General features: G+C 68.1%; 11 protein-coding genes. 7 read left to right on the top strand and 4 right to left on the bottom strand.

Features of this window, described 5'->3' with window-relative positions; translation table 11 throughout:
- Positions 1 to 14: 14 nt before the first annotated feature.
- Positions 15 to 563 carry a TetR/AcrR family transcriptional regulator gene (locus ACZZZN_RS13760; RefSeq protein WP_463505699.1) on the bottom strand — a complete coding sequence of 183 codons (549 nt, stop codon included), beginning with the start codon at positions 561 to 563 and terminating at the stop codon, positions 15 to 17.
- Positions 564 to 622: 59 nt separating this feature from the next.
- Here ACZZZN_RS13760 and ACZZZN_RS13755 point away from each other — a divergent pair, with 59 nt between their 5' ends.
- Complete coding sequence (locus ACZZZN_RS13755; RefSeq protein WP_463505698.1) at positions 623 to 1,453, top strand: SDR family NAD(P)-dependent oxidoreductase; 831 nt, start codon at positions 623 to 625, stop codon at positions 1,451 to 1,453.
- Positions 1,454 to 1,553: 100 nt separating this feature from the next.
- A complete protein-coding gene (locus ACZZZN_RS13750; protein WP_463505697.1) occupies positions 1,554 to 2,420 on the top strand; it encodes an alpha/beta fold hydrolase in 867 nt (288 codons plus the stop codon).
- Positions 2,421 to 2,595: 175 nt separating this feature from the next.
- On the opposite strand, the gene ACZZZN_RS13745 is transcribed toward ACZZZN_RS13750, so the two are convergent.
- A complete protein-coding gene (locus ACZZZN_RS13745) occupies positions 2,596 to 3,603 on the bottom strand; it encodes a LacI family DNA-binding transcriptional regulator (protein ID WP_463505696.1) in 1,008 nt (335 codons plus the stop codon).
- A 215-nt stretch (positions 3,604 to 3,818) separates the two neighbouring features.
- Here ACZZZN_RS13745 and ACZZZN_RS13740 point away from each other — a divergent pair, with 215 nt between their 5' ends.
- The 4 genes from ACZZZN_RS13740 to ACZZZN_RS13725 all read left to right on the top strand — a co-directional run bounded on the left by ACZZZN_RS13740 (position 3,819) and on the right by ACZZZN_RS13725 (position 9,797).
- Entirely contained in the window at positions 3,819 to 5,840 is a 2,022-nt protein-coding gene (locus tag ACZZZN_RS13740) for a beta-galactosidase (RefSeq protein ID WP_463505695.1), read from the top strand.
- A gap of 85 nt (positions 5,841 to 5,925) precedes the next feature.
- Complete coding sequence (locus tag ACZZZN_RS13735; protein WP_463505694.1) at positions 5,926 to 7,152, top strand: sugar ABC transporter substrate-binding protein; 1,227 nt, start codon at positions 5,926 to 5,928, stop codon at positions 7,150 to 7,152.
- Positions 7,153 to 7,302: 150 nt separating this feature from the next.
- A complete protein-coding gene (locus ACZZZN_RS13730) occupies positions 7,303 to 8,886 on the top strand; it encodes an ABC transporter permease subunit (protein WP_463505693.1) in 1,584 nt (527 codons plus the stop codon).
- Positions 8,886 to 9,797 (top strand): sugar ABC transporter permease, encoded by a 912-nt coding sequence (locus ACZZZN_RS13725; protein WP_463505692.1) that lies wholly within the window; start codon positions 8,886 to 8,888, stop codon positions 9,795 to 9,797. The genes ACZZZN_RS13730 and ACZZZN_RS13725 overlap by 1 nt, the downstream gene beginning before the upstream one ends.
- A 75-nt stretch (positions 9,798 to 9,872) precedes the next feature.
- Here the strand turns inward: ACZZZN_RS13725 and ACZZZN_RS13720 are convergent, their stop codons facing one another.
- The gene (locus tag ACZZZN_RS13720; RefSeq protein WP_463505691.1) at positions 9,873 to 10,496 is read right to left on the bottom strand and encodes a GrpB family protein; all 624 of its coding nucleotides are present in this window, start codon (positions 10,494 to 10,496) and stop codon (positions 9,873 to 9,875) included.
- Positions 10,497 to 10,615: 119 nt separating this feature from the next.
- Positions 10,616 to 11,458: an alpha/beta fold hydrolase gene (locus ACZZZN_RS13715; RefSeq protein WP_463505690.1), complete on the bottom strand. Its 843-nt coding sequence runs from the start codon at positions 11,456 to 11,458 to the stop codon at positions 10,616 to 10,618.
- 95 nt (positions 11,459 to 11,553) lie between these two features.
- Here ACZZZN_RS13715 and ACZZZN_RS13710 point away from each other — a divergent pair, with 95 nt between their 5' ends.
- Entirely contained in the window at positions 11,554 to 12,117 is a 564-nt protein-coding gene (locus ACZZZN_RS13710) for a TetR/AcrR family transcriptional regulator (protein WP_463505689.1), read from the top strand.
- Positions 12,118 to 12,134 lie beyond the last annotated feature (17 nt).

Below are 12,134 nucleotides of genomic sequence, written 5' to 3'. Positions count from 1 at the left end.
GCGGCGATAAGAGGTCACCGCGCGCCGGCGGCTCTCAGGACGCGCTCGACGTGAGCGGTCACCCACTCGGCGTCGAACGGACGACTGCGCAGCAGCCAGCGGTGGAAGATCGGGCCGACGAACAGCTCGGTGACATCGTCCGGGTCGCGCACGTCCGACGCGCGAAGTCGGTCGGAGATCGCGGTCAGCTGCGGAGTGAGCAGCAGCTCGCGGAACTGGGCCGCGAGGGCGTCGTCGGATTGCAACTCGGCCGTGACGGCTCTCAGCAGCCGCTCCTGGGCCGGGTCGCTCAGCTCGTCGATCATGCCGGTCGCCAGAGCTGCGAGGTCGACGTCGAGATCGCCCGAGTTCGGCACCGTGACGTTGCCGTTCTCATCGAGGCTGCGGGCCAGGAGCGCGTCGAACAGGATGTCGCCCGTCGATGACCACGACCGGTAGAGAGTCTGTTTGCTGACCCCCGCTCGCGCGGCGATGCCCTCCATCGTGATCGCCGCCACCGGGCGATCGCCGGCCAATGACAGCGCAGCGGCGTGCACCTTGCTGCGGGTTCTCTCACGGGCCATGCTCCGAACGATACAGGAACAAACGAGACGGAGCGTCCAGTTCGCGATACGATCGCGGCATGAGTTCACCACAGGCATGGATGATCACCGGAGCCGGTCGGGGTCTGGGTCGCGCGCTCACCTTCGCTGCACTCGACGCGGGGCACGCGGTGGTGGCGACGGTCAGAGCTGACCATGACCTGCCTCGCCACGAGCGACTCACGGTGCTGACACTCGATGTGCGCGACCGTGCGGCGGCGCACGAGACTGTCGAGCGTGCTGGTGCGCAGCTCGGCCGCATCGACGTGCTCGTGAACAACGCCGGCTATGGCTTGATCGGGGCCGTCGAAGAGGTGTCGGAGGAGGATGCTCGCGCGATCATGGACACGAACCTGCTCGGGCCGCTGTGGCTGAGTCAGGCCGTCATCCCGATCATGCGGGATCAGGGCGGCGGGCAGATCGTACAGATCTCGACGGTGGGAGCCGTCGGGACGATGCCGATGCTCGGGCTCTACAACTCCTCGAAGTGGGGCCTCGAAGGGTTCAGCGAGGCGCTGGCGGCGGAGGTCGCACGATTCGGCATCCGCGTCTCTCTGATCGAACCGGGTGCGCTCGACACCGAGTGGGCCGGCGCGAGCATGCGGTTCGGTGCGCCCTTGCGCGAATACGACGAGCAGCGGGTCGAACTGTTCGGCACCGCAGAGGTGCCGTGGCCTGCGGGAGAGTCGGGCGGTGGCACGACGCCGGAGCAGGCCGCGGCGGCGATCCTCGCCCGCGTCGCGGAGGCGGATGACCCTCGGCTCCGGGTGCTGATCGGCGACGACGCTCCTGCCCAGGTCGCTGCCGCGCTCGAGGTTCGGCAGCGGGACTACGCGCTCGACCCGCGCTTTCCTGATCCCACGACGCGCTGAGTCTTCGTCGCTGTGCGGGGTCTGTTCTGACCCCTGGTGCGGGGCGGATGCTGCGACGTAGCATCCGAAGGGAACCGTTCGCCGACGAAGGAGACCGCTGATGACGCAGTACATGCTCGAGCTCCCCGAGGTCGACCTCGTCTACGACGTGCACGGGCCGCTGCCGACGGTGGATGGTCGACCTCCGCTGATGATGATCGGTCAGCCGATGGATGCGAGCGGATTCCAGGCGCAGGTGGCGCTGTTCGACGACCGTACCGTCGTGACGTACGACCCGCGCGGCCTCGGGCGCAGCACGCGCAAAGACGGCGAGGTCACGAACGATCCTGAGGTGCAGGCGGAGGACGTCCACGCGATCATCGAGGCGCTGGGTGCGGGGCCCGTCGACATGCTCGCGAGCAGCGGCGGAGCCGTGAGCGCACTCGCTCTGGTCACCGCGCACCCGCACGACGTGGCGACTCTGGTCGCTCACGAACCGCCGATCGACAGTGTGCTGCCGGATGCCGAGGCGGTGCACCGAGCGCGTGTGGCCTATACGCGGGTGTATCAGGACAAGGGGTGGGGCGCCGGAATGGCGGCGTTCGTCGCGATGACCTCGTGGGAGGGCGAAGTCACCGACGAGTTCCTCTCCCAGCCCGCGCCCGACCCGGCGGCCTTCGGGATGCCGACCGAAGACGACGGCACACGAGACGACCCGCTGCTGTCGGAGCACTCGTGGGCGGTGCCGCTCTACGTGCCGGATCTGGAGGCGCTGAAGACCGCGCCCACGCGAATCGTCGTGGCTGTCGGGGAGGAATCGCTGAAGGTCTACACCGGACGCACCGCGATCGCCCTTGCCGAGCAGCTCGGCCAGCAGGCGACGGTCTTCCCCAGCCACCACGGCGGTTTCATGGGTGGCGAGTTCGGCTATGCCGGCCAGCCCGAAGCCTTCGCCACGAAGCTCCGCGAGGTGCTCGACGCGGCGTAGCATCCCCCCACGCGCGCCATGGCTCGGCGATTCGTTTCGGTCGCACTTAGTGTCGCCCAACGCGCGGGCAGGCGACGCGAACTGCGACCGGGAACGGTAGTCGGCGGCACGAACTGCGACGGGAGCGGGCAGTAGGCGCGGGCGGGCGACGCGAACTGCGACCGGAGCGCGGGCGCTACGCGCTCTCGCGCACCACGAGCTCGGTGTCGAGGACGACCGAGCGGGGGGATGCTCCCGCGATGACCTCGAGCAGTACGGCGACCATCTGTGCACTGATCTGGTCCCACGGCTGGCGCATGGTCGTGATCGGCGGCTCGTGCGTGGCTGCGAGGCCCGAGTCGTCGAAGCCGGCGATCGCGATGTCCTCCGGCACGCGGTGCCCGGCGCGGCGGGCGGCGGCGATGGCTCCCGCGGCCATCCGATCGGAGGCGGCGAACACCGCGTCTACGTCGTGCGCGAGCATCCGGGTCATCGCGGCCTGCCCCGATTCGAACGAGTAGTCGCCGACCTCGACCAACGTCTCGTCGTACAACTCGCCGAGCTCTTCTCGGAACCCGACCAGGCGGTAGCGGCCGCCGGGGGTGTCGTCGGGCCCGGCGATCATACCGATGCGGCGGTGCCCCTGTGCCACGAGGTGCGCGGCCATCGCGCGGGCGGAGGCGATCTCGTCGACGGAGATCGTCGAGAGTTCGCGTTCATGTCCGAGCGGCAGGCCGCAGCAGACGGTGGGAATGCCGACCTCGATCAGCTGGTCGAGCAGCGGGTCCGATTCGTGCGACGAGATCAGCATGACGCCGTCGACGTGCCCGGCGCTGAGGAACTGTGCGACGCTCTCGCGTTCGGCCGGGGTGCCGGCGACGAGCAGCACCAGCGTCATCGCCCGCTGGGCGAGCGCTTCGGCGGCGCCGCGCAGCAGGAGGGCGAAGGTCGGGTCGTCGAAGAGCAGCTGCTGCGGTTCGGTCAGCAGAAAGGCCAGAGAACCGGCTCGACCGGTGGCGAGGCTGCGGGCGTGATGGTTGGCGGTGTATCCGGTGGCGAGGATCGCCTCTTCCACAGCCTGCCTGGCGTCGGGCGACACCCAGTGCCCGCCGTTGATCACGCGCGAGACCGTGCTGCGGGAGACCCCCGCCTGCGCCGCGATCTGGCGGATCGTCGGCTTGCGCTTCGCGCTGACATCACTCATCGCCTGTGACTCTACCCACAGCATCCCGTCCAGCGGTAGTCGAACCTGGGACCGGTCTCAGTTCGGTAACGGCGGTTGTGATCGACGGGGTGCCTGGGGTAGAACTGAGACCGGTCCCAGTCCGTCCCATGAGTCAGGCTGAGACCGGTCCCAGTCGAATGAGCGACAGCATGTCGGGACACGCACCACGACCGCACCGACCCGATGGAGTGCCGATGACCTCCCCCCACGCCTGGCCCGACCTGAGCGGCATCGCCTATGGCGGCGACTACAACCCCGAGCAGTGGTCGCCCGAGACGTGGCGCGAAGACGTCGTCCTGATGCGCGAGGCGGGCGTGAATCTCGTCAGCGTGGGCATCTTCTCGTGGGCACTCATCGAGGTCGCCGAGGGCGAGTTCGACTTCACCTGGCTCGACGAGCTGCTCGACCTGCTGCACGAGAACGGCATCAAGGTCGATCTCGGCACCCCCACCGCGTCACCGCCCGCCTGGTTCTTCGCGAACCACCCCGACGCGCACGTGATCGACCGCGAGGGTCGCACCATGGGCTTCGGCTCGCGCGGCATGGCTTCGCACTCCGCCCCGGCCTACCGCGAGGCGATCGTGCGGATCGCGGATGCTCTCGCGGCGCGATACGCGCAGCATCCGTCGGTCGTGCTCTGGCACGTGCACAACGAGTACGGCGTTCCGGTCGGCGAGGACTACTCGCCGAACGCGGTCGCCGCCTTCCGGCTCTGGCTCCAGGAGAAGTACGGCTCGCTCGACGCGTTGAACAGCGCCTGGGGCACCGCATTCTGGGGTCAGCACTACTCGGCATGGGAGCACGTCGGTGCTCCGGCCATCGCCCCGAGCGTCGTCAACCCGGCCCAGCGCCTCGACTTCGCCCGCTTCACGGACCACCAGCTGCGCGCGTGCTTCATCGCCGAGCGCGACGCGATCCGCGCGCACGCCGACCAGCCCGTCACCACCAACTTCATGGCGAATCAGAGCTGGACCACGGATCTGTGGGCCTGGGGCCGCGAGGTCGACATCGTCTCTGACGACCACTACCTGTGGGCGGCCGACGAAGACGCGCACATCGGTCTCGCGATCGCCGCTGACCTCAGCCGCTCGGTCGGCGGGGGCAAGCCGTGGATCCTGATGGAGCACTCGACCTCGGCCGTCAACTGGCAGCCGCGCAACATCGCCAAGCGTCGCGGCGAGATGACGCGCAACTCGCTCACGCACCTCGGTCGCGGAGCCGACGGCATCCTGTTCTTCCAGTGGCGTGCAGGGCGCTCGGGTGCCGAGAAGTTCCACTCCGCGATGCTGCCGCACGCCGGAGCGGAGTCGCGCGTCTTCCGCGAGGTCGTCGACCTCGGCGCAGCGCTCGGCCGCCTCGACGAGGTGCAGGGCAGCACGGTGAAGGCCGACGTCGCGATCCTCTGGGACTTCGAGTCGTTCTGGGCACAGGATCTCGAATGGCGTCCGTCCGAAGACGTGACGCACGCAGCTCAGGTGCGCCGCTTCTACGAGCAGCTCTGGGGCGACGGCATCACGGTCGACTTCGCGCTGCCAGGTCACGACCTCTCGGGTTACCGCCTGGTCGTCGCCCCGGCCCAGTACATGCTGAGCGCCGCGGATGCCGCGAACCTCACCGCCTACGTGAACGACGGCGGCACGCTGCTGGTGTCGTTCTTCTCGGCCATCGTCGACGAGAACGACGCCGTGCACGCCGGCGGATTCGTCGCCCCGCTGCGCGACGCGCTCGGCCTCACGGTCGAGGAGTTCCTGCCGCTGCGCGAGGGCGAGAGTCACGGACTCGACTGGGTCGACCACGAGGGCATCGTCGCCGACGTCTGGCAGGAGGACATCGCGCTCGAAGGAGCCCAGGTCGTCGCCAACTTCTCGGGCGGACCCGGCGAGGGCGAACCGGCGATCACCCGTCACCGCCATGGCTCGGGCACCGGCTGGTACGTCGGTACCCGCCTGGATGCCACGGGCATGCGCGCGCTGCTGCACGAGGTCTACGCGGATGCCGACATCGCACCGTCGGGAGTCGCCGAAGGCGTCGAGGTCGTCACGCGCCACGGCGCCGACGCGGTCTACCGCATCGCCGTGAACCACAACGACGACGACGTCACGCTCGACGCGTCGGGAGTCGATCTGCTCACCGGCGCCGAGATCTCGGGCTCGCTCACCATCGCGGCAGGCGGCGTCGCCGTCATCCGCACCACCACTCCTTCGACGGGTTCCTGAGCCCGTCGAAGGGCACCAACCGAATACCCACCACAGGTCGCGATGACGCGAAGCGCATCGTCGGCCACAACAGATAGGAAAACGCATGCGCAAGCACATCGGAGTCGGCGCACTCGCTCTGTCCGCGGTCGTCCTCCTGGCAGGCTGCTCGGCCGGCGCGCCGGAGGGCGGCGACGACGCGGCATCCGGCGACGGGGCCGAGCTCGTCATCTGGACGGATGCCGAGCGCGAAGCCGCGATCACCGCAGCCGCCGAGGCCTTCGAGGAGGAGACCGGGGCAAAGGTCACCCTCGTGCAGAAGAACTTCGAGGACCTCCGCAACGACTTCATCGCTCAGGTGCCGACCGGCGAGGGCCCCGACATCACCGTCGGCGCGCACGACTGGCTCGGCGCACTCGTCGCCGCCGGTGTCGTCGACACGATCGACCTGGGCGACAAGGCCACGGAGTTCGAGCAGGTCGCCCTCGACGCCATGACCTACGACGGCCAGCTCTACGCGCTGCCGTACTCGCTCGAGACCATCGCGCTCGTGCAGAACGTCGACCTCGTCGGCGCCGAAGCCCCCGCCACCTGGGACGACATGATCGCCAAGGGCGTGGCCGCAGGCACCGAGCGTCCCTTCGTCATCAACACGGGCGGCGAGACCGGCGACGGATACACGATGTACGGACTGCAGACCTCGTTCGGCGCCCCTGTCTTCGTGCAGGACGACACCGGTTCGTACACGAGCGAGGTCGGCATGGGCGGAGCGCCCGGCGAGGCCTTCGCCAGCTGGCTCGGCGCCAACGGCGCGAACGGCACCGGCTACATCTCGACCACGATCGACTACGACATCAACAACGAGCTGTTCGCCTCGGGCAAGGCTCCGTACACGATCCAGGGGCCGTGGGCGATCAGCGCATTCGAGGGCGTGAACGTCGCGGTGAACCCGATCCCGTCGGCCGGTGGCGAGACGGCCGCACCGTTCGTGGGCGTGCAGGGCTTCTACCTGTCGAGCAAGAGCAAGAACGCGCTTCTCGCCCAGGAGTTCCTCACGAACTACCTCGGCACCGAAGACGCGCAGCGTGCGCTGTATGAGGCCGACCCCCGCATCCCCGCGTGGTCGACGCTCGCCGAAGAGGTCTCGTCCGACCCGATCACGGCCGGCTTCGTGGCATCCGCTCAGGGCGGCGTGCCGATGCCGTCGATCCCCGAGATGGGCTCTGTGTGGGACCTCTGGAACGCCGCGCAGGCGCAGATCATCAACGGCGCCGACCCGGTGTCGACGTGGAACACCATGGTCGCCGACCTCGAGACGACTCTCGCTGGTTGACCCGACTCGTGGGGCGTTTCGTCTCGGTGTCTCCGCTCGCTCAACGACCGCATCCGGTCGTTGAGCGGACGGAGCGAGACGAAACGCCCCACCGGACAGGACTGATGACATGACGATCCAGGCACACCGCCCACCGAGGCGCCCACCCCTGTGGTGAAGCCCTCGCGCGAATCCCACGCCCGCCGTTTCCGCGGCCTCGGCTGGGGGTTCCTCATCAAGCTCGCGCTCATGGCGCTGGTCAACGCCTTCGGCATCATGACGGCGATCTCGGCCTGGAGCGCCGAGTCGTGGATCGTCCTCGGCGTCGTCGTGCTGCTGGTCATCATCGCCGACTGGGTGTACTTCACCCGCAGGGCGCTGCCGCTCAAGTACCTGCTGCCAGGGCTGATCTTCCTGCTCGTCTTCCAGGTCTTCATCTTCGGATACACGGCGTACATCGCCTTCACGAACTACGGCACCGGGCACGTCGGCACCCAGGAGCAGGCGGTCGAGGCTGCGCTGATCCAGGGCGAGCGCCGCGTCGAGGGCTCGTCCGAATACCCGCTGTCGATCGTCGAGCGCGGCGGCGAGCTCGGCTTCGCGATCGTCGACGACGACGGCGACGTGCAGGTCGGATCGGCCACCGAGCCGCTCTCCGACGTCGCAGGCGCCGAGGTCGGCACCACCGGTGCCCCGAGCGACGTGCCGGGGTGGACGGTCGTCCCGCGGGCGTCGGTGCTGACGGATGCGACGCTGGGCGCGACGATCCAAGATCTCCGGGTTCCTGTCTCGGACGACCCGAACGACGGCTCGATCCGCACCCGCGAAGGATCCACCGGCTCGGTCTACGAGCCGACGCTGGTGTGGGATGACGACGCGCAGACCATCACCGACACGCAGTCGGGCACGGTCTACACCGCCACCGATCTCGGTGCGTTCGTCGCGGAAGACGGTACGGCCTTGCCGACCGGCTGGTCGGTCAACGTCGGCTTCGCCAACTTCCTCAAGCTGTTCACCGATGCGAACCTCGCAGGGACCCTGCTGAGCGTCACGGTCTGGACCTTCGCATTCGCGATCCTGTCGGTCGTGCTGAGCTTCGCCGTGGGACTCGGCCTCGCCATCGTCTACAACGATCCTCGGGTCAAGGGTCGTCGGTTCCTGCGGGCGCTGTTCATCCTCCCCTACGCGTTCCCCGCGTTCATGGCTGCGTTGCTGTTCCGCGGCATGTTCAACGCCGAGTTCGGCGTGATCAACGACCTGCTCTTCTTCGGCGCGAACATCAACTGGCTCGGCGATCCCTGGCTCACCCGAGCCGCGGTGATCTTCGTCAACGTGTGGCTGAGCTATCCGTACTGGTTCCTCGTGTGCACCGGTGCACTGCAATCGCTCCCGGGCGAGACGCTCGAGGCTGCCGAGATCGACGGCGCGAACAAGCTGCAGCGCTTCCGCTCGATCGTGCTGCCGCTGCTGCTCGTCTCGACCGCGCCGCTGCTGATCGCCTCGTTCGCGGTCGCGTTCAACAACTTCACCGTGATCTACACCTTCAACAACGGCGGGCCGGCCATCGCCGGCGCACCGTATGCACTGGGCTCGACCGACATCCTCGTCTCGGCCATCTACGACGTCTCGGGCGTCTCAGGTGGTGCGGCCGATTACGGCCTCGCGAGTGCGCTGTCGATCATCGCCTTCATCGTGGTCGGTCTCATCTCAGCGTTGAGCTTCCGACAGACCCGCAAGCTCGAGGAGTACCAGTGATGAGTGAGACCAGAGTCATCGTGACCGGTTCGTCGAAGGATGCCGAGGCTGCGCGTGCGGGTGCGCGTCGGCGCCGGTGGTGGAGCGAGGTCGGCTGGAAGTACATCCTCGCCGCGGGCGTGCTGTTCTTCGCCGCGTTCCCCCTCGTCTACGTGCTGTCGGCGTCGCTCAACCCGAACGGCAGCCTGGCGGCATCCAGCGCCCTGTTCAGCGCGTTCGACCCCGCGAACTACATCGCGCTCGGCGAATCGCGTTACTGGGTGTGGTTCGGCAACACCCTGCTGATCGGCGGCGTGACCGCGGTCGGCTCGGTGCTCATGGGCGCCTGCGGTGCGTATGCGTTCTCGCGCTTCCGGTTCAGCGGGCGACGGGCCAGCCTCACCACCCTGCTCGTGCTGCAGATGTTCCCGCAGGCGCTCGCGTTCATCGCGATCTTCCTGATGCTGCAGACGCTCGGCGATGTCGTGCCGGCCCTGGGCATCAACTCGAAGATCGCCCTGATCTGCGTGTACCTCGGCGGCGCGCTCGGCGCGAACACGTTCCTCATGTACGGCTTCTTCAACACGATCCCGGTCGAGATCGACGAGTCGGCGAAGATCGACGGGGCGACCCACGCGCAGATCTTCTGGCGGCTCATCATGCCGCTGGTCGTGCCGATCCTCGCGGTCGTCGCGCTGCTCGCTTTTCTCGCGGCCTTCGGCGACTTCATCCTGTCGAAGATCATCCTCACCTCCGAAGACAACTGGACCCTCGCCGTCGGCATGTACCAGTGGGTCTCGAATCAGCTGACCTCTCGCTGGGGGCTCTTCGCCGCCGGCGTCGTGGTCGCCGCCGTGCCCGTGCTCGCGCTGTTCTTCTCGCTGCAGAAGTACATCGTCGGCGGGCTCACCCAGGGATCCGTCAAGGGCTGAGCCACGGGGGGCCGGATCCGGAATCCCCGCCGCGTTCGAATCGCTCACCTGGCCCCATCTCCGGTGGATATCGGGTCAGGTGCGCGATTCGAACGCGGCGGGGTGGGCGGTGGCCCAGCTCTCGAACTCCGACTGCACGAGGTCGAAGAAGCCCGTCTTCGCCCGCGTGTAGTCGTCGAAGTCGGGCTTGCCGACCTGCTCCGCGCTGAGTCTGCGCTTCTCGGCGGCATAGCGGTCGCGAGCGTCTGGGACCGCGCGCAGCCAGTCCCGGAACCAGACCGTGTACACGCCCCAGGGTGAGTCGGAGCGCCGGACATGGAGGATCGCCTGCTCGCCCTCGTGCCAGAACAGCGACTTCTCCCAGACTGCGGGATCGACAGCGACCGAACCGCGTGGCTGGTCACGATCGACGCCGGGGGAGTCGGGGCGGGATCCGCGTGCTCGCACATAACCGAGCGGTTCGAGCCTGCGACAGAGGTCGGCGTCGTCGGGGAGTGGAGAGATCCGCAGCTGCAGATCGAGCAGTGGTTTGGCCGGCAGCCCGGGAACCGCGGTCGAGCCGATGTGGTCGAGGGATGCGGCCTCGATGCCGGAGAGCCCGTCGAGGGCCGGGCGGAGCGTCGAGAGCATCCGCCCTGCGCGATGCGTCCATCCGTCCTGGTGCTCGACCAGCGCTGCAGGATTGTTTCCGTCGCTCATCGACTCACGCTAACCGCTCCGGTCGCGGCTCGTGCCGCTGGCTGTGCGAGTCATCTGTTCCGTGCGCAGACGAATGCCGCGGCATCCGGTTCGGGTTCCGGATGCCGCGGCATGGTGCATCACTTGCTGAGGAAGTCCTTCAGCGCGGCGTTGACCTCGTCGGCGTGGGTCCAGAGCAGGCCGTGCGGGGCGCCCTCGACCTCGACATAGGTCGCGGCGGGCACTGCCTTGTGGAACCGGCGGGCGGTCGCATCGATCGGCAGGATGTTGTCCTTCGTGCCGTGCAGGATCAGCGTGGGCTTGCCCGAGTCGCGCACCGCGTCGACGTCGCTGCGGAAGTCCTCGATCCAGGTCGGGACGACGGCGTAGGCGGCGACGGGGGCGCTGGTGACCGAGAGGTTCCAGTTGGCGTCGACGACCTGCTGGCTGATGCGGCTGCCGAGGTTCTCGTCGAGGTTGTAGAAGTTCTTGTAGAAGTCGGTGAACCAGGCATAGCGGTCGCCCTTCGCCGCGGCTTCGATGCCGTCGAAGACCTCCTGCGGCACGCCCTCGGGGTTGTCGTCGCGCTGCACGAGGAACGGCTCGAGCGAGGCGAGGAACGCGAGCTTGGCGACGCGGTCGTGGCCGTAGGTGCCGACGTAGCGGGCGAGTTCGCCGGTGCCCATCGAGAAGCCGACGAGCACGACATCACGCAGGTCGAGGGTCTCGAGCACCGTGTTGAGGTCGGCAGCGAACGTGTCGTAGTCGTACCCGGTGCCGACCTTCGACGACTGGCCGAAGCCTCGGCGGTCGTACGTGATGACGCGGTAGCCCTGAGCGAGCAGCTCGCGAGTCTGGCGCTCCCAGCTGTGTCCGTTCAGCGGGTAGCCGTGGATCAGGACGACGGGCTGACCCGATCCCTGGTCTTCGTAGTAGAGCTCGATCGGGGTGCTGTTCTCGTTTCCGACGGTGATGTAGCCCATGATCCTGATCCTTTCGGTGCGGTGAGAACGATCGTTCTCGCCTGATGTTGTCCACTGTAGAGAACGCTCGTTCTCGTGTCAAGTACACTGGGATCATGACCGACGGAACAGCGCGTGAACAGATCCTTGCGGCGGCCGATGAGCTGTATTACCGCAAGGGCTACGCTGCTGTCGGCATGGATGAGCTGCGAGCGGCGGCCGGCGTGTCGCTGCGCCGTCTCTACGCACTGTTCCCCTCGAAGACCGACATCGTCACCGCAGTGCTCGCGCGCAAGCATGCGGAGTGGGAGTCCGGCCTGACGGGCGCGGTGGCGGATGCCGGTGCGGACCCGCGCGAACGACTGCTGGCGGTGTACGGATACCTCGAGGACTGGTTCTGCGCCGACGGCTTCCGCGGCTGCGCCTTCATCAACGCGTTCGGCGAGCTCGGTGGCACGAACCCCGAGGTCGCGCAGATCGTGCGCGATCACAAGGCGTCGTTCCAGGCGTACATGGCGAGTCTCGTGGTCGACGCCGGTGCCCCGGCATCCCTCGCTGCTCAACTGTCGATCCTCGCGGAGGGTGCGCAGAGCACCGCGGCCATCGCCGCCGATCCGCAGGTCGCCGTGCAGGCGCGCAACGCCGCCGAGGTGCTGATCGACGCTGCTGTCGCCGCCTGACGCGCGCGCCCTCGCGC

Source organism: Microbacterium sp. AC145 (assembly GCF_979258505.1).
This window is presented reverse-complemented; position numbering and strand designations above follow the sequence as displayed.